At 65.2% G+C, this 19903-nt stretch carries 24 protein-coding genes and 1 pseudogene; 15 read left to right on the forward strand and 10 right to left on the reverse strand.

The window, feature by feature from the left end:
• Positions 1-303: 303 nt before the first annotated feature.
• Together IU459_RS25725 and IU459_RS25730 are read right to left on the reverse strand one after the other, a co-directional pair.
• Positions 304-1329: a hypothetical protein gene (locus IU459_RS25725; protein WP_195132151.1), complete on the reverse strand. Its 1026-nt coding sequence runs from the start codon at positions 1327-1329 to the stop codon at positions 304-306.
• Between the two features lie 202 nt (positions 1330-1531).
• Positions 1532-2518, reverse strand: coding sequence for a DUF5996 family protein (locus IU459_RS25730; RefSeq protein ID WP_324199023.1), 987 nt, complete (start codon positions 2516-2518; stop codon positions 1532-1534).
• Positions 2519-3108: 590 nt separating this feature from the next.
• On the opposite strand from IU459_RS25730, the gene IU459_RS25735 reads away from it, so the two are divergent.
• Both IU459_RS25735 and IU459_RS25740 read left to right on the forward strand, forming a co-directional pair.
• The gene (locus IU459_RS25735) at positions 3109-3309 is read left to right on the forward strand and encodes a hypothetical protein (protein WP_195132257.1); all 201 of its coding nucleotides are present in this window, start codon (positions 3109-3111) and stop codon (positions 3307-3309) included.
• A gap of 198 nt (positions 3310-3507) precedes the next feature.
• Positions 3508-4326 (forward strand): SGNH/GDSL hydrolase family protein, encoded by an 819-nt coding sequence (locus IU459_RS25740; RefSeq protein WP_195132152.1) that lies wholly within the window; start codon positions 3508-3510, stop codon positions 4324-4326.
• Positions 4327-4364: 38 nt separating this feature from the next.
• On the opposite strand, the gene IU459_RS25745 is transcribed toward IU459_RS25740, so the two are convergent.
• Positions 4365-5099, reverse strand: coding sequence for a GntR family transcriptional regulator (locus tag IU459_RS25745; RefSeq protein ID WP_195132153.1), 735 nt, complete (start codon positions 5097-5099; stop codon positions 4365-4367).
• Positions 5100-5312: 213 nt separating this feature from the next.
• Between IU459_RS25745 and IU459_RS25750 the strand changes: the two genes are divergently transcribed.
• The 4 genes from IU459_RS25750 (at position 5313) to IU459_RS25765 (ending at position 9268) form a co-directional block, all read left to right on the forward strand.
• A complete protein-coding gene (locus tag IU459_RS25750) occupies positions 5313-6236 on the forward strand; it encodes a Cgl0159 family (beta/alpha)8-fold protein (RefSeq protein WP_195132154.1) in 924 nt (307 codons plus the stop codon).
• A 5-nt stretch (positions 6237-6241) separates the two neighbouring features.
• A complete protein-coding gene (gene iolB / locus IU459_RS25755) occupies positions 6242-7156 on the forward strand; it encodes a 5-deoxy-glucuronate isomerase (RefSeq protein WP_195132258.1) in 915 nt (304 codons plus the stop codon).
• A complete protein-coding gene (locus IU459_RS25760; protein WP_195132155.1) occupies positions 7153-8670 on the forward strand; it encodes a CoA-acylating methylmalonate-semialdehyde dehydrogenase in 1518 nt (505 codons plus the stop codon). The genes iolB and IU459_RS25760 overlap by 4 nt, the downstream gene beginning before the upstream one ends.
• Positions 8671-9076: 406 nt before the next feature.
• Positions 9077-9268: a hypothetical protein gene (locus IU459_RS25765; protein ID WP_195132156.1), complete on the forward strand. Its 192-nt coding sequence runs from the start codon at positions 9077-9079 to the stop codon at positions 9266-9268.
• 119 nt (positions 9269-9387) lie between these two features.
• Here IU459_RS25765 and IU459_RS39405 read toward each other — a convergent pair.
• Positions 9388-9501: pseudogene (locus tag IU459_RS39405) on the reverse strand (response regulator transcription factor); the annotation flags it as partial.
• A gap of 157 nt (positions 9502-9658) precedes the next feature.
• Here IU459_RS39405 and IU459_RS25775 point away from each other — a divergent pair.
• Positions 9659-10234, forward strand: coding sequence for a dihydrofolate reductase family protein (locus IU459_RS25775; RefSeq protein WP_195132157.1), 576 nt, complete (start codon positions 9659-9661; stop codon positions 10232-10234).
• Here IU459_RS25775 and IU459_RS25780 read toward each other — a convergent pair.
• Entirely contained in the window at positions 10216-10842 is a 627-nt protein-coding gene (locus IU459_RS25780) for a helix-turn-helix domain-containing protein (RefSeq protein WP_228838518.1), read from the reverse strand. The two genes, IU459_RS25775 and IU459_RS25780, sit on opposite strands and share 19 nt — an antisense overlap.
• A 275-nt stretch (positions 10843-11117) precedes the next feature.
• On the opposite strand from IU459_RS25780, the gene IU459_RS25785 reads away from it, so the two are divergent.
• On the forward strand, positions 11118-12641 hold the full coding sequence (locus IU459_RS25785) for an esterase-like activity of phytase family protein (protein WP_324199036.1): 1524 nt from the start codon (positions 11118-11120) through the stop codon (positions 12639-12641).
• A gap of 98 nt (positions 12642-12739) precedes the next feature.
• Here IU459_RS25785 and IU459_RS25790 read toward each other — a convergent pair whose 3' ends face one another.
• The 3 genes from IU459_RS25790 to IU459_RS25800 are packed head-to-tail and all read right to left on the reverse strand — an operon-like array spanning position 12740 to position 13684.
• Positions 12740-12979 (reverse strand): hypothetical protein, encoded by a 240-nt coding sequence (locus tag IU459_RS25790; RefSeq protein WP_195132159.1) that lies wholly within the window; start codon positions 12977-12979, stop codon positions 12740-12742.
• Positions 12976-13209, reverse strand: coding sequence for a hypothetical protein (locus tag IU459_RS25795; RefSeq protein WP_195132160.1), 234 nt, complete (start codon positions 13207-13209; stop codon positions 12976-12978). The genes IU459_RS25790 and IU459_RS25795 overlap by 4 nt, the downstream gene beginning before the upstream one ends.
• Positions 13202-13684, reverse strand: a complete 483-nt coding sequence (locus IU459_RS25800; protein ID WP_195132161.1) for a DNA-directed RNA polymerase subunit beta — start codon at positions 13682-13684, stop codon at positions 13202-13204. The genes IU459_RS25795 and IU459_RS25800 overlap by 8 nt, the downstream gene beginning before the upstream one ends.
• A 246-nt stretch (positions 13685-13930) precedes the next feature.
• Here IU459_RS25800 and IU459_RS25805 point away from each other — a divergent pair, with 246 nt between their 5' ends.
• The 7 genes from IU459_RS25805 (at position 13931) to IU459_RS25835 (ending at position 17743) form a co-directional block, all read left to right on the forward strand.
• Positions 13931-14809 carry a helix-turn-helix domain-containing protein gene (locus tag IU459_RS25805; protein ID WP_195132162.1) on the forward strand — a complete coding sequence of 293 codons (879 nt, stop codon included), beginning with the start codon at positions 13931-13933 and terminating at the stop codon, positions 14807-14809.
• Entirely contained in the window at positions 14806-15012 is a 207-nt protein-coding gene (locus tag IU459_RS25810; protein ID WP_195132163.1) for a DUF397 domain-containing protein, read from the forward strand. The genes IU459_RS25805 and IU459_RS25810 overlap by 4 nt, the downstream gene beginning before the upstream one ends.
• Before the next feature lie 27 nt (positions 15013-15039).
• Positions 15040-15246, forward strand: coding sequence for a DUF397 domain-containing protein (locus tag IU459_RS25815; protein ID WP_195132164.1), 207 nt, complete (start codon positions 15040-15042; stop codon positions 15244-15246).
• Between the two features lie 170 nt (positions 15247-15416).
• Positions 15417-15836 carry a VOC family protein gene (locus IU459_RS25820; protein ID WP_195132165.1) on the forward strand — a complete coding sequence of 140 codons (420 nt, stop codon included), beginning with the start codon at positions 15417-15419 and terminating at the stop codon, positions 15834-15836.
• A gap of 87 nt (positions 15837-15923) precedes the next feature.
• Positions 15924-16424: a metallophosphoesterase family protein gene (locus tag IU459_RS25825; RefSeq protein ID WP_195132166.1), complete on the forward strand. Its 501-nt coding sequence runs from the start codon at positions 15924-15926 to the stop codon at positions 16422-16424.
• Positions 16425-16446: 22 nt separating this feature from the next.
• Complete coding sequence (locus IU459_RS25830; RefSeq protein ID WP_195132167.1) at positions 16447-16683, forward strand: hypothetical protein; 237 nt, start codon at positions 16447-16449, stop codon at positions 16681-16683.
• 76 nt (positions 16684-16759) lie between these two features.
• Complete coding sequence (locus IU459_RS25835; protein WP_195132168.1) at positions 16760-17743, forward strand: hypothetical protein; 984 nt, start codon at positions 16760-16762, stop codon at positions 17741-17743.
• A gap of 31 nt (positions 17744-17774) precedes the next feature.
• Here IU459_RS25835 and IU459_RS25840 read toward each other — a convergent pair whose 3' ends face one another.
• Entirely contained in the window at positions 17775-18245 is a 471-nt protein-coding gene (locus IU459_RS25840) for a YfbM family protein (RefSeq protein ID WP_195132169.1), read from the reverse strand.
• 95 nt (positions 18246-18340) lie between these two features.
• Positions 18341-19669 (reverse strand): cytochrome P450, encoded by a 1329-nt coding sequence (locus tag IU459_RS25845; RefSeq protein ID WP_324199024.1) that lies wholly within the window; start codon positions 19667-19669, stop codon positions 18341-18343.
• Positions 19670-19903: the final 234 nt, after the last annotated feature.

A 19903-nucleotide genomic window follows, 5' to 3' on the forward strand; every position in this document is an offset into this window, starting at 1 on the left:
ACCAGATCCCACAACTCGTCCGGCACAAGCCGCCGCGACAACGCATCCACCACGACCGAACATCATGCAACACAACCGATCTCAATGCGCCAAGAACGAATTACATCCATGTGAGACATGGTCTAAGTAACTCAATCCAACTCACCTCCTCCCTGTAGCGGAACGTCGAATCGGACCAAACTCTGGAAGTGATCCGGCGAGTACCGTGAATTACCTACTCGGCAGAGATCGCCGCTGGGTCGTGCTTGGCGATAGACGGGAGTATCGGCAGGATGGCCTGCGAAGACATCTGTGGAATAAGGATTACGAGACCACCCAGCCGAACGGCTGCCCACGGTACAGTTCCACTTGCACCTTGGTGCCCTTGGGGATTCCAGTCGCGGGAACATTGTACATCAGGACACCGTTCCCATTTTCATAACCGTCCGGCCGGTAGGCCACGTTTTCATTCAGTTCGAATGTCGCGCCATCCGGTGCCACCAGCTGAAAATGCCCCATTGAAGGAACATGAGTGGGGTTGGGAGAATTTGTTTTGACGGTCAGGATCAAGTACTGCTCTCCCGCCTTCCGGAATTCGGCGGGGATGTGCGGATCCGTGTTCGTGGTTTGTGCTGAGGTGACCGTCATGGTGATGCGTGGCAGGGCGTCGAAGCTGGTGCCCCGCATGTCAAAGGTGTCCGCGAATTCGATTGGCTGGCCAACAGCAGCCCATTGTGGCCGGGGAGGCGAAGGCGTGAGCGGCTTGGTTGGGGTTGGCGGGGCAGATTCTCGGGTTGACGGGGTTGGGAACGAACTCGAATTCGTGATCCCGCCGCAGGCCGTGACTGCGAGGATCACGAAGATGCTCACCGCGCCACCGATCCATTGCCATAATCCCTTTTGCCGGATTCCGGTCGCGATTTTGGGTATCGAACGCATGAACGAAGCGTACATGGCGGTCCGCTCACCAGCGCCGGTCCCGCCTTCGCGATCGACGCCTACCACCAGGTCTGGCACACCGAGAAAGCTTGCGCCGACAGCAGTTTGATCAGCCCGGCCCGGTAGTGATTGGTGTACGAGGAGCGCAGCGTGCCCTTCACCGTGCGCTGATACGTCGGCCCCGAAGATTTGAACTCGGCCACCAGATCCCGCAACACCCCTCGCGGCGCGACCGGGAACACCCGTGTCGCGCACCAGCTTGTCGCCTGCGTCCACCGTTGCCTCGGCCACCTTGAACAGCAAGTTCTCCTTGCCGGTGACCCGCTTGAACTCCTTGATCAGCTCGTTGGTGACCCGCACCGCCGCGCGGGCGTTGATCCGGTGCACCGTGGGATTCAGCAACTCGACCAAGGTATCGGTGATCTCCCCAGCACCGGCAGTACAGCAACGCCTCCAGCAACGTCAGCTGCGTGAGCGACTCGCCGCTCACCTCGCCCAGCGGCGGATCGAGCGGCTGCGCGCGATCTCTGATACGTACGCATGTGTGCAAATACCAGTCCCGGGACACGCTGTGCCTGGTAATACTCGCTGGCTGGTACATCTGGGCGGTAGGTCACGGACGCTGCTGTGTTGTGTAGCTTCGGCGCTCGTGGTTCCAGCGTTCGGGGTCGGCCTCGAGGGCCGCGCGGTCCCAGTGGCCGAGTTCGGCGGCGGCCGCGTATGTTGTGTCGAGGAATTCGAGTAGCGCCCGCTCCGGCTCCGCGGCAGTGCGCACCGCCTCGTACGCCAGCAGAAACTGCCGGTTGTCTTTGCTGTAGAACGCGTCCCGCGGCCCGACGCGGTAATTGGCGAATCCGTCGGGTTCCGGATAGGCGTAGGCGTAGAAGGCGCCCTCCGCGCCACCGCCCGGCCAGAATCCGCAGCTGCTCAATTCATGCGAGTAACCCTCGACCATCACCCAGTCGCCGCAGTTGGGAGCACCACCCGGATGCCGTGGCGCGGTCCGCCCGGAGAACCTGGTACACGCCAGATCCATCGCTCCCCAGAAGAAATGCACCGGGCTCACCTTGCCGATGAAACGCGACCGGAACTCGTGCATGACGCGGTCGGCGGCGACCAATTGCCGCCAGAACGTGGTGGCGGCCACCGCGTCATAGGATCGATGCTCGTAGTCGTCGGCAAAGGGTATCGCCGGATCGACCTCGTTGGGTCTGGCTTGGATCCGCGTGGTAATTCCGAGTTCATCGAGTGCAGTGAGGGTTTCGGCATAGAAGACGGCGACCGGTTTGGGTTCGAGCGCAACCTGCCGGGTGCGGCCATCGCTGGACCGGACGTGCAGCTGATGGTCGACGAAGTCGAACTCGATGTCGAACGAACCCGCCGCATGCGGAATAGCAGAGGTGGTCAGTCCACGCGGGCTGACGTAGAGCGTGACTTGCCACCAGTGGTTGACCAAGGGAGCGTGGGCGAGCCTGATTTTTCCGACAATCTGCGTCCACATATGCAAGGTTTCGCGTGTCGGAGTCCAGTCGTCGACTCGCAATGCCGGCCACGCCCGCAGTCGGGGAGTGAAATCCGAGTCCTTCACTGCTGCACCCACCTCCTTGTTCTTCGGAAAGCGTCCCTTCGATAATCGGGCGGCCCGCACGCCGCCATTCACGATTTCGTCGCCGCATCTACTGTGCAGCGCTCTTTCCCATGAACGTACCTGTTGAACGGTTGCCTCGGACGCTGAACCTTGCAATGCAGGAACCACCGGCACCACATCGGTACGGGTTGCTGTGATCGTCTGCCCCCGGCAGTCCCATTACCGCCATCGTCGGTTGTCCGGTTCAGGTCTGCACAGCTTGCGACCTATTGGTGTCCGGCCTGAATCGGGCGGGCAATCTGCGTCACGAGATCACCGCCGCAAAGCGGCACCGAAGTCGGTGTCGAGGAGGTGCGCGGTGGATCGTGTGGGCCGCACGGATCGGGCTGTGTTCACTCCGGCCGATCTGTCGAGCGAGACGAGCGGCCCCTGGTGGAACGTACCGAAGGGAGCGGTCGTGTTCCGCACGCGACCGGGGGACGGCATCGGCGCAGGGGAGCAGCGGCACGCAATCGGAGTGCGAAGTTGCGGGCGTGTCGCCGGTTGAGACGGATACTCGGTTCATCCACGCAAGAAGGACCGGAACGATGCACGTGAAGAACATGAGCCTCGGCAGTCTGCTGATCCTGGCCTGGTTGATCGTCGGGATAATCGCGGCGGGCCAGCGCGACTATTTCGACAGCGGCCCGATCAACTGCGCGGGGTTCGGCTCGATCGCGCTGACGGTCGTCGCCGGTCCACTGAACTACCTGGGCCTGAATCCCAAGGTCACGGATTGCAATGTGCCCCAGCCGAGTCCGTAGCGAACGAGTCTCGGGCAGGGCCGCCGGAGCCCGACCAGGTCTTCGGCCGACGATTCGACAAGCGCTTCCGGCATGCGCTCGGCAGCGTGCCGCGCCCGGGATCAGCGGCACCGACCGACCCATATTAGACAATTAGTCTAGCGTGTCTTATTTTAGTGGCATGCCAGCCGACCATCAGCACCTAACGGCCCCTGCCACATGACCAACGGCACATACTCGCGATATGTCGCTCTCGGTGACAGCCAAACCGAAGGCGTCGGGGACGGCGACGACCAAACCGGATTGCGCGGCTTGGCCGACCGCCTGGCGGAACGTCTTGCGGCCTCCAACCCCGAACTGCGGTATGCCAACCTCGCCGTCCGCGGCAAGCTCGCTGGACAGGTTCGTGCCGAGCAACTCGAAGCCGCACTGCGCCTGCGCCCGGATCTGGCCACCGTCGCCGCCGGCGTCAACGACCTGCTGCGCCCCGGGTTCGACGCCGACGAGGTCGCAGGCCACCTGGACGCGATGTTCGCCGAACTCACCGCCCACGGTGCGGTCGTGGCCACCGTGACCTTCCCGGACGGCGCGCGGATCACCCCGCTCGCCCGCCTGATCAGCGGCCGCGTCACGGCACTCAACCAGCGCATTCGAGCATCCGCCGAGCGCCACGGCGTCATCGTGGCCGACACCGCCCGCCATGCCGTCGTCACCGATCCGCGGCTGTGGAGTCCGGACCGGCTGCACGCCAGCCCGCTAGGCCATCAGCGCATCGCCGACGCGCTCGCCCACGCCCTGCAACTGCCCGGCAGCGATGACAGCTGGAGCAGGCCCCTGGGACCGCCCCTACCCGTGCCCGGCTCGTTGGCCGACGAACTCCGCTGGGCAGCGACCTTTCTCGGACCTTGGATAGGACGCCGCCTCACCGGACGGTCCTCCGGCGACGGCCGCACCGCCAAGCGGCCCGACCTACTGCCGGTGCGCGACCTGGAGGGCAGCCCGGGCAATGCGATGACCGCCGACCTGCCCCGCCCGTGACCACACGGGCGGCACGCTTTGTCCGGACAAATCCGACCTCAGTGCCGCACCGTGGTGTCGAAGAAGTGCCGGGTGGCTCGATAGACGTGGCGACCCAGCTCGACGGGGCGCCCCGAGTCGTCGAAGGCGACGCGCTGCATCGTGAGCAAGGGCGCATTGGTGCGCTCGTCCAGCAGCTGCGCCTCCGCGCGGGTAGCGCTGCGTGCGCCGATCCGCTGCCGCGCAAGCGCGATGTGGATTCCTTTGGCGCGCAGGCATTCGTAGAACCCGTGCGCTTCTAGCTGGTCGGGCGCCGGTGCGAATTCCGCGGGCACGTGATTGGTCATGATCGCCAGTGGTTCACTGCCCGCACGACGCAGGCGGCGGAACGTCACGAAACGTGCGTCCGCGGGCACGCCCAGCTCCTTGGCGATATCGGCGTCCGGCGTACCGAGCTGGTAATCGAGCAATTCGGTGGTCGGCTCCTGGCCTGCGGTGAGCAGGTCGTCGTAGAGGCTGGTCAGCTCGACGGGGCGGCGAACTTGGTTCTGCACCACTTGGGTGCCCACCCCTCGCCTGCGCGCCAGCAGCCCCTTGTCGACCAGGGACTGAATCGCCTGGCGTACCGTCGGGCGGGATACATTCAGGCGTTTGGCCAGTGCGACCTCGTTTTCGATCCGGTCGCCCGGGGTCAGTCGCCCCTCGATGATCGCTTGCTCGACGGCTCGCTCGAGCTGGAAGTACATCGGCACCGGGCTGTTGCGGTCGATGGGGATATCCAAGGGCGCGGACATAGGGTGGCTCCTCGGGAAAGCGGTCGGCTCCGGCGGGTTCATCGTAGGTCTTTCAGGCCGCTCAGGTGCCAAGTTGTCATGAAGTCAGTATGTCAGGACAAAGCCTTGACAACCACGAATGTCGGGGCGCACAGTCGGAGCAGCGGAAACGCCGTCCTCGTGTGCACCCGAACCTGAAGCTCGCGCCGTCGCTGACTGGAAAGGCCTGATCCGATGACCGAAGCCACGCTGGCCGCCCCTCCAACGATCACGCCGCCGATCCGGTCATATGCCGAACTGTCCGAGGTCCGCGCCGCCGATCCCGGGGCGATCGCACGCGCATTCGAGGCGCGCAAGAGCCGGGAACTGGTGCGCGGCGACGGCCGGTTGATGATCATCGCGGCCGACCATCCCGCGCGCGGAGCACTGTCCGCCTCCGGCGACCCGCATGCCATGAACGATCGCAAAGAACTGCTGGACCGGCTGGTCATGGCCTTGAACCGGCCCGGTGTGGACGGCGTTCTCGGCACCGCTGACATCATCGAGGACCTGCTGCTGCTCGGAGCACTGGAAGACAAGGTCGTGTTCGGCTCGATGAACCGGGGTGGCTTGGCGGGCGCGGACTTCGAACTCGATGACCGGATGACCGCCTACACGGCCGCCGCCACCGCGGCTGCGGGCCTCAACGGCGCCAAGATGCTCAACCGGTTCGATCTCACCGACCCCGGCACCCTGTCGATGATGACCGCGAGCGCTGCCGCCATCGATGAACTCGCCGCGCACGGGTTGGTCGCGATGCTGGAGCCGTTCATGTCGCACCGCCCCGGAGGTCCGGGCGCCGGGGTCGTCAACGACCTGTCGCCGGATGCGGTGATCAAGAGCATGCACCTGGCGCAGGGACTCGGCTCCACCTCGGCCTACACCTGGTTGAAGCTGCCCGTCGTCGAGCAGATGGAACGCGTCATGGACGCGACCACCTTGCCCACGCTGCTGCTCGGCGGCGACCCACAGACCGCGCCCGAGACGACCTACGCCCGCTGGGCGAAAGCCCTTGCCCTGCCCGGTGTCCGGGGGCTGGTCGTCGGTCGCGCACTGCTGTATCCACGCGACGGCGACGTCGCCGGGGCCGTCGACACAGCCGTGTCCTTGGTGCGGTGACCGCGATGCGCAGCAAGCACTACCTGCCCGCCCGCGGTACCGCGAGCTCCCCGTATCTCGTCGCCGTGACGCCCGAATCCGCCGGTTGGGACCACGCCGGCCTGCACGTCATCGAGCTCGGCGCCGGAGATTGGTATCGGGCGGACACCGACCACGACGAGGTGGTCGTGGTGCCGCTCTCCGGCTCGTGCACAGTTTCCTGCGGCAGCGACTCATACGAATTAGTCGGCCGCGCAAACGTTTTCGATGGACCGACCGATTTCGCCTACGTCGGGTGCGGCAGCTCCTACACGGTCTCCAGCACGGCAGGGGGGCGTTTCGCACTCGGCGGCGCCCGCGCACACCGGCAATTGCCGTTCCGATACGTCGCGGCGGCGGATGTGGCGGTGGAACTGCGCGGCGCCGGGAACTGCAGCCGCCAGGTGCACAACTTCGCCACCGCCGACACCTTCGAAGCCGAGTCGATCATCGCCTGTGAGGTGATCACCCCTGGCGGGAACTGGTCGTCGTATCCGCCGCACAAGCACGACGAACTCACCGAGACCGAGACCCCGTTGGAAGAGATCTACTACTTCGAATTCGCCCGCGGCGCGGACGACTCGCCGGGGTTCGGCTACCACCGGGTCTACGGCACGCCCGAGCACCCCATTGATGTGCTCGAAGAAGTCCGCGACGGCGACGTGGTACTGGTGCCGCACGGCTACCACGGACCGTCGATCGCCGCCCCCGGCCACCACATGTACTACTTGAACATCATGGCCGGTCCCGGACCGGAGCGGGCCTGGCGGATCAGCCACGACCCGGCCCACGCGTGGTTGCGCGACACCTGGCCGGACATGGTCGTCGACCCGCGGCTTCCCTGCACACGACCGACTACATCGCGCGCCACCGCGCCTGATCGCCCCGAGAGGGAACCATGACCAATACCCGCGATATCGGCCACTGGATCGACGGAAAGCCTTTCACCGGAACCGCGTCGGTGACCGCGCCGGTCACGAACCCGGCCACCGGACAGATCACCGGACAGGTCCGGATGGCCGACGTCGCCGACGTCCGCACCGCCATCGACGCCGCTACGGCAGCATTCCCGAGCTGGCGCGACACTTCGCTGGCCAAGCGCACCGCTATCCTGTTCCGCTTCCGCGAGCTGCTCAACGCGCGCAAGCCGGAACTGGCCGCCGTCATCACCGCCGAACACGGCAAGGTTCTCTCCGACGCGCTCGGCGAGGTCACCCGCGGCCAGGAGGTCGTCGAATTCGCCTGTGGCATACCGTATCTGCTCGAGGGTCGATACACCGAGAACGCCTCCACCGGCGTCGACGCATACACCGTGCGCGCGCCACTCGGCCCGGTCGCGATCATCTCTCCGTTCAACTTCCCCGCCATGGTGCCGATGTGGTTCTTCCCCCTCGCGATCGCCGCCGGGAACACCGTGGTGCTGAAACCGAGTGAGAAGGATCCGTCGGCGTCGCTGTGGCTGGCGCAGCTGTGGGCCGAAGCGGGTTTGCCGCCCGGGGTTTTCAATGTCGTGCAAGGCGACAAGACCGCTGTTGACGAACTACTGGTCAACCCGGCAGTCAAGGCGGTGTCCTTCGTGGGTTCCACCCCGGTCGCGCAGTACGTCTACTCGACCGCGACCGCTGCGGGCAAACGAGTCCAAGCCCTCGGCGGCGCGAAGAATCACGCGGTGATCCTGCCCGACGCCGACCTCGATCTGGCCGCGGATGCCATGGTCAACGCCGGATTCGGCTCCGCGGGGGAACGCTGCATGGCGATCTCGGTGGCTGTGGCCGTCGGCGATGTCGCCGACGAATTGGTCGCCAAGATCGCCGCACGCACCCGCCGCCTGCGTGTCGGCGACGGGCTCGCCGAGGCCGATATGGGTCCACTGGTCACCGCCGCCCACCGCGACAACGTCCGCGGCTACGTGGAGTCCGCCGAGGCCGACGGCGCCACTCTCGTCGTCGACGGCCGCGACGTCGCCGCTGATGACGGCGGCACCGATATCGATGTTTCCCAAGGGTTCTGGCTCGGCCCCACCCTCGTCGACCACGTCACCCCGGACATGAGTGTCTACCGCGACGAGATCTTCGGCCCGGTGTTGTCGGTCGTGCGGGTCGAGACCTACGACCAGGCATTGGAACTGGTCAACGCCAACCCGTACGGCAACGGCACCGCCATCTTCACCAACGACGGCGGCGCAGCCCGCCGCTTCCAGAACGAGGTCGAGGTCGGCATGGTCGGCATCAACGTCCCGATTCCGGTTCCCATGGCCTACTACAGTTTCGGCGGCTGGAAGAACTCCCTGTTCGGCGACACCCACGCCCACGGCAGCGAAGGGGTGCGGTTCTTCACCCGCGCCAAGGCGATCACCAGCCGCTGGCTCGACCCCAGCCACGGCGGAGTGAATCTCGGCTTCCCCCAGAACACCTGACACCTCTGATGCCAGCCGGTCCCGGGCCACTGTCGGGCCTGGGGTACCTCGCCGTCCCGGTCGCGTCCGGGACGTTCGAGGACGCCTTCACTTTCATCCCGCGCCATCTGGACCTGGATCGAACAGGTGAGGCAGGTGGGATGAGGAAGTTTGTACGGGTGGGTGGCGCGACATGCCCGCGCAGTACTCGATGTCGAACGAAGAACAAGCAACTAATCAACATGGATATTGTGCATATTCATGACTTTCATTGTGAACATTCACCAAGAAATTTTCGCGGTCTGTATATAACGATTTGAAAAACACCGAATCGTCCAAATGGGGGAGCCGCCGTCCATGGCCCCGTGATGTGATTGGCTCGTTCCGAATCCGGGACGCGTCACATAGTACAACCGAGGATGATTGTATGACCTCCAGAATTATCCGTCCGCTCGCTGTCGCCGCGCTCGCACTATCCGCCACAGCTCTCAGCGGCGGCATCGCCTCCGCGGATGCCACCACGGCCACCCCCGTCTCGGGTTCGGTGGACGTCTCGGGCTCGGTGGAAGTGTGCCTGCCCATCCCGGTCGGCCAAATCGAGCTCAGCATCTGCCTGTAACCAGCCGAGTTGCACGCGGCGGTGGATACCGTTCGTGGTACGCAGGATTGCGCGTTCCCAGTCCGGAGTCGCCACCGCCGCGTGTGCAACCCTCCGATGCCACGGCTTTCTAATTCGCGCTGTGTCCGCGAAGAAAAGCCGAGCTTGCCGAGGATGCTTTCCAGGTGCCGGTCGACGGTGCGCGGTGATACCACGAGCCGTTCCGCGATCTGCCGGTTGCTGAGATCGGCGGCGCCCGCGCGGAGCAGTGTCGGTTTCGTCCAAGACGGCAGCGCCACCTGGCCCTAGGCTGGCGAGCGGCGGCCCGAGGCGGGGTGTCGAGCTGACGCCTGGGCCGCCTGTATCAGCTGGCCACCGCCAGCTTCCGCCGTCCATTCTCAGGAGGATTCTTTGACACGTGAACTGGTCTACACGGGCTTCATGTCGCTCGATGGAGTGGTGGACTCGCCGGGCGGCAAGGTCGAAGGGCACCGCAGCGGCGGCTGGGTGTTGGACACCGAGTTCGTGCCCGAGGCTTTCTCGCTCAAGGCGGAGGAACTCGCTGAGACGACAGCGCTGATGTTCGGCCGCCGCAGCTACGAGGCGTTCGCTCCGATCTGGCGCGATTCGGAGGATCACGTCGCGTACAAGGAGCTTCCCAAGTACGTCGTCTCGACCACTCTTACCGACGATGCCGTGATCGACGGATGGGGCCCGATCACGATCCTGCGGTCGATCGACGATATCGCCGAACTGAAGCAGAGCGATGGTGGCGCGATCTTCATCCATGGCAGCGCCGAACTGGCCCGACGTCTGTCGGACGCCGATCTGATCGACCGGTACAACCTGCTCGTGTTCCCGGTACTGCTGGGGGCAGGCAAGAGCCTGTTCGGCAGAGCGGACCGGGACAAGCAGAGGCTGCGCCTCAGGGAGTCCGCGACCTACTCCAACGGAGTGGCCAAGCTCGTCTACGACGTCGTGCGCTGAGCGGGATCGAGCGCGATCGCACCGCCGAGCCCCTCGCGGAGCTGCCGTGCCGTACGCCCGACGTACCGTCGCAGCGCCCGGGCGAGATGCGGTTCGTCGTAGTACCCGAGCATGCTGACGACATCGCTCTCGGCCTCACCCGAACTCAGCAGTGCCGCGGCGGAGCGGGCGCGCCCGATCTGCCGCACCGCGCCTCGGGTGAGGCCCGTCGCCGCCCGGAAGCGGCGCTCGAGCGTGCGATCGGTGACCGCTGGACGGTGGCCCCGCAGAACCTCAGCGACCAAGCGATCGTGGACCACCACTCCGTCTCGGACGAATCGGTCGACGAGCGCCTCGGCGTCGTCCGGATGAGGCGTCTCCCAGCGGGCACCATCCAGCCAGAAAGCCCGGCGGGTCACATCGGGCAAGACGATCCCACTGTCGACCAGCGAGGGAGCGGCCACCGCGCGAAGGGACGTGCCGACCGCGAACTGGATGCCGACGAAGGTCGCGCCTTCCGGCACAGGGGCGGTGCCGGTGCGGCTCTCGGGACCTGTGACGCCCGCGTACGCCGTGCCCTCCTGTTCCCAGAAGACCAAACCCCAGGTCTCGGTCGCGACGGAAGTCATCTCCGTGACCTGCTCGCTCCGGCATGTCCACACAGAGGCGATCCACGGCGAATCCGACGCACGCGTATCGAACAGCAGTCCCACCGTCGGGATTCTAAGCCGAGCACGCAGCCGCACCTGTCGCCGACAGCGATAGGCAGAGGCGGCGACCCGGGACGGTTCCGCGGATCGACCGCCGCTTTTCAGCTCGACGTCAACTGGTGGTCGAGCTCGGATGGTAAGCATCGCTGGTGAGAATTCGCCGCAGTACCCGAAACGCACTCGTCACCGTTGCCGTGTGCGCGACCGCCGTTCTGTCCGCTTGCTCGTCGTCGAGCTCGGATGGAGACTTTACCGCTACCAAGGATCAGCCGCTGGTGATCTCGCTGAATGATCTGCTGGCCGAGACCGGCGGCAGCGCCGCGGTCGCGATCGCAGATCCGCAGCACGGCACGATCTCCCGGCGAATCGACGGTGCGGTGGTGTACACACCGGCGGCCGGGTACACCGGGTCCGACAGCATCACCGTGACCACCACCGACGCTGTGAAGCTGTTCACCACCGACATTCCGCCGCTCGGCGACTTCGGCGGAGTGAGCCTGCCGGGCAGCGGGTACGGGTCGGCGTTCACGCCGGTGCCCGGATCGACCGACGAGTTCTACGGTCTCACCGACCGCGGTCCGAACGTGGACGGCAAAGCCAAGAACGAGAAGCTCGCGCCCGTGCCGACGTTCACGCCCGCCATCGCCAAGTTCAAGATGGTCGGCACCACGGCGGTGCTGGAAGCGACAATCCCCTTGAAGAATCCGGCCGGCCAGCCGTTCAACGGCCAAGTCGACACCTCCGCCAGCACCGGTGAGACCATCCGCGACCTCAACGGAAACGTCCTGCCGCCCACCGATCACGGCATCGACAGCGAGGGGCTCGTCGCGCTGCCCGACGGCACCTTCTGGGTATCCGACGAGTACGGGCCGTTCATCGTGCACTTCGACGCCAACGGCACCGAGCTGGAGCGGCTGGTGCCGGGACGCGGTCTGCCCAACGAACCTTCGCTGCGCACCCCCAACCAGGGCATGGAAGGGCTCACCATCACGCCGGACGGCAACACGCTGGTCGGCATCGTGCAGAGCGCACTGAACCAGCCGGGTGTCGCGTCGGCGCGTGAGGTACCGATGACCCGGATCGTCACCGTGGATCTGAAGACCCGGGGTATGAAGGAATTCGTGTATCCGCTGGATGATCCGAAGCAGAAGCTCGCGGTTTCGGAGATCACGGCGTTGAGCAACACCACCTTCCTGGTCGACGAGCGCGACGGCAACAAGACGCCCAGGGCCAATAAGAAGCTGTGGACCATCGACATCACCGGCGCCACCGATGTCGGCCCGCAGGCGAAAGTTCAGGGTGCGCAATATGATCCGGAGAAGGGCCTGCTGGTCGACGGTAAGCCGCTGGAGCTGCTGGTCGGCGCCGTGCCCACCGCCGACGGCGTCGCCACGCTGCAGAAGGCAGGCATCACCCCCGTCACCAAGAAGTCCAACCTGGACCTCGGCGGCCTGCTGGACGGCCTGAACGCCGACGGCAAGTTCTTCGGCCACGACAAGATCGAGGGCGTCGCCACCCGTGACGGCGGCACGACCATCTACATCGCCAACGACAGCGACTTCGGCATCGAGGCCGCCACCGGCGACCAGCCACCGTTCGGACTGAAGGCGAAGATCCTCGCCAACGGCGTGCAGGACTCGGGTGAGGTGCTGATGGTCGACACCACCAAGCTGCCCGCCAAGACACAGACGAAGACGATCACGGTCACCGTGAAGTAGGGCTTGGGTTCGAGCCGGTCTGAAGATTCTGATCATCGTCACCAACATCGACGAGTACCGGCAGGTGGGTCTACGAACCGGCCAGCTGGTTGCTCGGATCATGGGTCGAGATAGAGCCGTTCGCAAGGAAGGCGGGGAAGGACTTCCGCGCCGTCCGGGAAGACTTCCACCGCGTCGCCGTAGTGGGCGGATCTCCATTCCTTGACGAATGCGTGCGCGGCTGTGGTGCAGGCAGCGAATTCGAGATGCAGGCCGTGCCAGAACACGCTGAGGCGGACATCGGCTTCGGTCGGCCGGGGGGACGCGTGGGCGTCTGTGGGTTTGCCGCTGCCGGTCAACGGCCACCACCGATGACGAAATCGGACCTGTCGTCGACCACGCGCAGCCCGGCAGCCGGGCATTCACAGCCCGACAGGCCGACGTGTTCGCCGATCACGTCGTTGTGCACCGGTGCGACGCGGCGACACTGTGGACAGCCCACGTACATCAGCGTGTCGGTCGTGTTCCGGAAGACAGCGCCGATGCACTCCGACAATCGCAGCGATCTGCGCAGTTCCGACTCAGACATTCGCCGCCGCCCTTGGAGGCTTGCCCGGGCCGGCGCAGGCTCGGATGGCGTCGACCACGACCCGACCGGACGGGCGGAACGGGCAGCTCGGTGCTTCGACCCACAGTCGCACATGCGCCGATCGGTTATCGGGGCTCGGAAGCGCGATTGTTCCTCCGGTTCGCACGATGGACACATTCAGCCGAAACAGTTCCGCGAATAGCGGGACATCGTTGGGCAGGTCGGGTCTGGTGAGGATCGTCCACCGCTTCGATCGCGGGTGCGACATGATCGGCCCGATCATCGAATATTGCTGGCGCATATGGTTTCTGACCGCCGCGCCGAGCGGTGCGGGCATGACGATGCCCCACACGTGGGTTGCGCGCATGATGATCCGGCCCATGCACGGCGGATCGATGACCGCAGGCAGATCACACACCTGCCGGTAGTAGTTGACGCGGGACAGTGGCGTGTCCGCAAATGCTCCGTAGTCCATCGGTGATCCCCTGCTCACACTCGTCGCTGAAGGTGCGCCCAGCCCCGTCCGATCAGATGTAAGGGGAACCGGGGAGCGGGCAGAGCAACTCGGGCAACCTCCCCAACCGGGCGCACATCCAGGAGACCACCGATCTCGCGCGCTGACGGCATCAATCTGAAAATATCAAGGGATTGCCGAAAACTCCCTGGAAATCTATCAAGCTATTGGACAATATCTTTCATTCTGAAAGTGCAAGGGGGACAGATGGCCAAGGACAGCACACCGCCACCGTCGCTACCACGACGCCGGTTTGGCAACCACATCCGCGAGGCTCGCAACGCAGCGAATCTCAGGCAGCCAGATGTTGCGAAAGCGATGCGCTGGAGCGTCCCGACTCAATCGCGCATCGAGAGAGGGTATCTCGGCACCCTCAACGATCGTGACGTACGCGACCTGTGCGAAGTCCTCGGTATTGACGACAAGAACGAAGTGGCAGCGTTGATCGCCCTGCTCGAGGAGGCGACTGCGCAACCGAAGAAATGGTGGCAGCAGCACACCGAAGTCATGCAAGAACGATTCGACGTGTACGTCGGGCTGGAGTCCGAAGCACGATCGATCGACATCTACCGATCCGAACTGGTACCCGGCCTGTTCCAGACTGCCGACTATGCGAAGGCGCTCAACCAGCTGTTCTTCCCGCACGACTCCGAAGAGCAACAGGCCCGGCGCATCGAGCTCAAACTCCAGCGCCAAGCCAGCCTGACCCGCAAGACCAAACCCTTGAAGGTGAACTTGGTCTTGGACGAGGCCATACTGCACAGGGTCGTCGGAAACCGGCGGATCATGCGCGCACAAGCGGCCCATCTCGCCGACATGAGCACCCGCGAGAACATCAGCATCCGCATCCTGCCGTTCACCGCCGGTTATCCAGCAGGGACAGCTACCGGTGCCTTCTCGATCCTGTCGTTCGAGGCCGATCCGCCCGTGGTGTATGTCGAGTCCTTCACCAGCAACCTGTACTTTGAGGAGGACGCGGAGGTCGCAATATATAACAGCGCGTCCACGACCCTCCACCGCTCCGCGCTGGACGCGCAAGCAAGCAGGAGTCTGCTACGGCAGATGGTGAAGGAGTATTCAGGGTGAACACCGACTTGTCCGGGGCACAGTGGTTCAAGAGCAGCCATAGTGGAGGGCATGGCGACTGTGTCGAGGTGGCATTTCTTGACGGCGGGCACGTCGGAGTTCGTGACTCCAAGAACCCCACCAGCCCGGCGCTCGTGTTCACGCCCGGCGAGTGGGACGCCTTCACCGAAGCCTTGACGGATGGCGAATTCAACTGCCAGTAGTGCGATTCCAGATCAAGGAGCACGACAGTGAACGTTGACCGGTCCAACGTGAAATGGTTCAAGAGCACCCACAGCGGAGCAAGTCAGGATTGCGTCGAAGTCACGTTCCTAGACGGGGGCCTGATTGGCGTCCGCGACAGCAAGAACCCGACCGGCCCGGCACTGACGTTCGCGCCCAATGCCTGGGACGTTTTCACCGTAGGTGTGGCGGATGGGGAGTTCAACCGCCCCTGAGCACGGAACGTGAAGCCCCGCACGTCGAACTGACAGCGGCATATCGGACCGGGCTTGTCGGGCTTGTCGCATCAGGCTGGGGTGCTTGATTCCCCGCGAATCACGCCGGCAATGACGGTTCAGCGCGCGCCCACCTGGAGTTGTCGTACGTGGGGTCTAGGGTCCCGGGTATGGGATTCGAGTTTCAGGTTGTCCTGGACTGTGCCGACCCACACACGCTTGCCGACTGGTGGGCCGAGGCGCTGGGCTGGGATGTGGAGCCTCAAGACGAGGAGTTCATCCGCAGCATGGTCGCTCAGGGGCGGGTGTCGGAGGACGAGACGACTACGCATCGGGGCAAGCTGGTGTGGAAGGTGGGAACAGCGATCCGCCATCCCGACCGGCCGCGTGTCCTCTTCCAGTTGGTCCCCGAGGCGAAAACGGTCAAGAACCGCATGCACCTCGACATCCGGGTTGGCGACGAGCACCGGGCGGCCGAGGTCGAGCGTCTGGTCGGCATCGGAGCGAAGGTCCTGCACGAGGGACGGCAGGGGCCGTACACCTGGGTGACCATGGCCGACCCCGAGGGCAACGAGTTCTGTGTGACGTAAGCCGGGTGGGCCGCCGCCGCAGACATTCCGCGCACCACGCTGCGTTTCCGCGCGGGCCAGCCTCCGCGGCGTGATACACCGGAGTCCGTGCGGCTGCTGATCATCTCCGATACCCACGTGCCCAAGCGCGCGCGGGATCTGCCGCAGGTCGTATGGAACGAGGTCGACGCCGCCGACGTTGTCGTGCACGCGGGCGACTGGGTGGAGGTCGCGCTGCTGGACCGGCTCGAAGCGCGTGCCAAGCGCCTGATCGGCGTATACGGCAACAACGACGGACCCGAACTGCGTGCCCGGCTACCGGAGATCGCCCGCGCAGAACTGGATGGCCTGCGGCTGGCGGTGGTACACGAGACCGGACCCGCGAAGGGCCGTGAGCAGCGGTGCGCGCGGAACTTCCCGGACACCGACGTGCTGGTCTTCGGACACAGTCATATCCCCTGGGATAGTGTCACCGACACCGGTTTGCGGCTGCTCAATCCCGGCTCGCCGACGGATCGACGCCGACAGCCGCACCACACCTACCTGACCGCCCGAATACAGTCAGGGCAACTGAGCCAGGTAACACTGCACACCATTTCGGGAACCTGACCTTTTCACGACCCAAGTCGGCATGGCCGCGTCGCGTAACGCCACCTTCTACCGTTCTGTCGGCGACCACGCCGCCGACAGCGGCGGCGCGTCGGTCACCGAGTCGTCCCGGTCCGTCGCCGACTTCGAACGCGCGCTGGTGCCCAGGACCGATGCCGACGCCCGCCGGCCGGATACGTCGCGGTCATCGACCGAGCAGACTCCAGGCGAGAACAGCAGGACCGCGGTGCGATTGGTGTTCTTGTCGGTCAATCAGTAGAACTCGCGGTCACGGATATCCGACAATGAGGACGCCCGGTGTTTCGCCGCCGGTGCGTTGCCGACAGGAGATCCCGATGACCAATCTCGAATCCCCTTCTACCGCAATGACTTCGCCAGTACTCGAACATTCCGAGGCGACCAGTGTGTTCGTCAACGGGCACTATCCGCGGCGGCGCGGGGTGGTCCTGCTGCTCGGCGTGCTCGGCGGGTTCCTGCTGACCGTGGTGTGGTCGGCGCCGTTCGTGGACCGCGCGATCGGCGGCACGGTGGCCGACGGGCTGCTCGGTCACGATGCCGAGGACACCGCGATCACCGGCATCGGCGCAGGTGTGGTGTTCGCGTTCGTCTCCGGCCTGGCCGGTACGTTCACCGCGTGCAATATCGCCGTGTTCGGTGCGGTGGCTCCTTTGGCGGGCAGCGCGGGCGGCTGGTGGGACCGCGTGCGGGCGGTGCTGCGGCCGCTGCTGTGGATGGCGGCAGGGATGGTCGTCGTGTCCGCCGCCTACGGTGTCGTCGTCGGCATCATTGGTACCGACATGCCGCAATTCGATACCGCGCCCAGCCAACCGGGCCAGATGCCCGCGCGCCTCGTGCAATCCATGGCGGTGTTCGGGGTGATCGGGTTGATCATGATCTATCTCGGACTCGCCGTGCTCGGCTTGGTGCGCGATCCGTTCGCCCGCATCGCCGCCCGATTCCCCAACGCACCTTTGATCTTCTTCGGCGGGCTGATCGGCGCCTTCCTCATCGGACGCCCGTTCCCGTTGTTTCGCAAGCTGTTCCGCGACGTCGCCGAAGAGGGAAACCCGCTCTACGCCGCGGGCGCCTTCGTCCTGCAGTCCATCGGCAATATCCTGATCCTCGCCGTCCTGCTGACCCTCACCGTCCTCGTCGGTGGTCGCCTGCAACGCTGGTTCCAAGCCGATCCGCGTCGCGTCAGCGTCCTCAGCGCCGGTGCACTGCTCATCGTGGGCGTCTTCACGTTCCTCTACTGGGACGTGCGCCTGCTGGCCATGCGCGACATCATCCCGTGGTATCCCGTGGCCCCGTGGGTGTAGTCGCGCTCTACGTGCGCCGCACGGATGCGGATCACCCGAAGTGCATGACCGCCGCCGCACCGGAACGGGCGGCATTGTCGAAAAAGGCGACCAGGACGCCGTAGTGGTAGCGCAGGTAGTCCAAGCCTTCGTCGCCGTCGCGGGACCAGATGCGGGGGTAGACGTCCGCGTCGTCCATCGCGGTGCCGTCGTAGTGCGCGGCCAGTAGGTCGAACGGCGTCGCCTTCAGACGCTCGGCCGTCGCCCGGACCAGATCCGCAGGCCACCCGTAGTACTCGTCGTGGAGAAGGTTTCCGTCGAAGAACAGGTCCACCTCCACCTCGGCCGCCTCGAGCAAGTACCGCAGGCCGTCCCACGACTTGTCCAGATAACCGCTGGGATCACCGTCGGCGGTCTCCAGGTCCCACAGCTCTTCCGTCTCCGCCTCCGCCTTCGCCAACTGGTCCAGTTGCTCGCCGGTGACCTTGATGAACGACAGGATCACGCCCATCGGCACTCCCACTGCTCGAAGAATAGGCACCACCGGATCCCGGTTGGACGCCCTCACTGATCGGGAAATGTAGTCGGGCATGCCGACAAGATTCCCAACCGAATACCTCAGCGCGGACGAAGTGTGATCCGCGCGTTGTACGCGGGGCTGAGGCCGGTGTGGTACCGGCGCGGTGGTTCGACGGAGCCGGGCGTGGAGTCGATGCGGCGGCGCTGCAAGACGGTGCGGAAGAGGATCCGCGCTTCCAGGAGCGCGAAGTTGGCCCCCAGGCAGCGATGCGGGCCTGCGCCGAAGGTCAGCCAGGTGTGGCCCTTGGGGCGCTCGTCGAGGAAGCGTTCGGGGCGGAAGGCCATCGGATCGGTGTAGTGCCGGGGAGATTCGTGAATAAGCAGGATCGGGACTATGACGATGGCGCCCTTTGGAATGTGGACACCGTTGATCACCGTGTCGCGCAGTGCTCGCCGTCCGGTGAACGGGGACACCGGGCGCAGCCGCATTGTTTCGGCGACCACGGCGTCGAGGTATGCGTCCAGCCGGGCTTGGTCGCCCGCGTCGGCCGCCGCGTCCACTTCGGCCATCGCGTGCGGATGGCCGGCCAGCATGGCCGCGATCCAGCCGAGCGTGATCGCGGTGGTCTCGTAGGCGCCCAGCAGGATGCCGCGCATGTTGCGGGCCAGCGCGGCGTCGTCGTGCTGATCCAGTTCGGTGCCGACATACCGGGACAGCACGTCTTTCCGGTCGTTCCCGTCCTGGGGCGTGGCCCGGCGTGCGGCGATCTCCTCGATGATGATCGCGTCGACCTCGGACTGGCGCCGACCGAGTGGCGGATACGGCGGCGTGTAGCCGCCGAACAGCGGGGTGAGCAAGGTGACGGCGAGAAAACCCCGGCTTTCGATCTCCCCGAACCACCGGCTCACCGCCTGCTTCAGCCGGTCCCTCCGGGCCGGAGCCACGTCACCGAAGACGACGCCGAGCAGCACACCGATGGCCAGGTCGTAACCAACCTTCAGGAACTCGAACGGTGTACCGACCGGCCAGCTGGGAAGCTCGCGCTCGACCACCTCGACCATGAGATCTTCGTAGGACTGGAGTGCCTTGTGCTGGAACGGTGGAGCGAACAGCCGGCGTTCGCGGCGGTGCTCGTCACCGTCGAGGAAGATCAATGTCTGCTTGCCGAACATCACGTCGTGGCTGGAGAGTCGGCTCAGCACCTGCCCGATCGAGAAGTCGTCGTGGTTGGCGAACACTTCTCGCACATCGTCCATGTCGTGGGTGACGAGCATGGTCGGAAATCCCGGCGGGGAGACGACGAACCGATCCCCGAATTCCAGCAAGGGGGAACGGTGGGTGCCGGGGCGCAGCAGCCCACCGATCTGCGCAAAGTCACGGGTGCGTAGTCGGGGGAGTGCGCGCAGCGATACCGGGGTGTGTGACACGTAGCCATCCTCACCGGCTGCCCGACGACTCGCAAATGTGAAATTCCCACAGCTGCAATGGGTGTCGAGCGTTGCTGCCCCCAAAATTCGGGGCACACGCGATGGCGGTCCCGACATTGCCTGCACCGGTGAGAGGTGTAACGACGGATATATTGTGTCCGCTGTCAGTCAGAACGCGCCGCCTGCCGTTCCTCCGTACTTCAGGGAACCAGGACCGGCTGAATCTCGAGTTTC

This window comes from Nocardia amamiensis (assembly GCF_015477605.1).
GTDB classification, from domain to species: domain Bacteria; phylum Actinomycetota; class Actinomycetes; order Mycobacteriales; family Mycobacteriaceae; genus Nocardia; species Nocardia amamiensis_A.

Bases quoted from the DNA above. Each gene is read 5' to 3' on its own strand.
- IU459_RS25800 (WP_195132161.1), bottom strand. From the start codon at position 13,684: ATGGACTACGGAGCATTTGCGGACACGCCACTGTCCCGCGTCAACTAC.
- IU459_RS25805 (WP_195132162.1), top strand. From the start codon at position 13,931: ATGGCCAAGGACAGCACACCGCCACCGTCGCTACCACGACGCCGGTTT.
- IU459_RS25835 (WP_195132168.1), top strand. From the start codon at position 16,760: ATGACCAATCTCGAATCCCCTTCTACCGCAATGACTTCGCCAGTACTC.
- IU459_RS25780 (WP_228838518.1), bottom strand. From the start codon at position 10,842: ATGACTTCCGTCGCGACCGAGACCTGGGGTTTGGTCTTCTGGGAACAG.
- IU459_RS25760 (WP_195132155.1), top strand. From the start codon at position 7,153: ATGACCAATACCCGCGATATCGGCCACTGGATCGACGGAAAGCCTTTC.
- IU459_RS25740 (WP_195132152.1), top strand. From the start codon at position 3,508: ATGACCAACGGCACATACTCGCGATATGTCGCTCTCGGTGACAGCCAA.
- IU459_RS25795 (WP_195132160.1), bottom strand. From the start codon at position 13,209: ATGTCTGAGTCGGAACTGCGCAGATCGCTGCGATTGTCGGAGTGCATC.
- IU459_RS25820 (WP_195132165.1), top strand. From the start codon at position 15,417: ATGGGATTCGAGTTTCAGGTTGTCCTGGACTGTGCCGACCCACACACG.
- IU459_RS25745 (WP_195132153.1), bottom strand. From the start codon at position 5,099: ATGTCCGCGCCCTTGGATATCCCCATCGACCGCAACAGCCCGGTGCCG.
- IU459_RS25830 (WP_195132167.1), top strand. From the start codon at position 16,447: ATGGCCGCGTCGCGTAACGCCACCTTCTACCGTTCTGTCGGCGACCAC.
- IU459_RS25735 (WP_195132257.1), top strand. From the start codon at position 3,109: ATGAGCCTCGGCAGTCTGCTGATCCTGGCCTGGTTGATCGTCGGGATA.
- IU459_RS25750 (WP_195132154.1), top strand. From the start codon at position 5,313: ATGACCGAAGCCACGCTGGCCGCCCCTCCAACGATCACGCCGCCGATC.
- iolB (WP_195132258.1), top strand. From the start codon at position 6,242: ATGCGCAGCAAGCACTACCTGCCCGCCCGCGGTACCGCGAGCTCCCCG.
- IU459_RS25765 (WP_195132156.1), top strand. From the start codon at position 9,077: ATGACCTCCAGAATTATCCGTCCGCTCGCTGTCGCCGCGCTCGCACTA.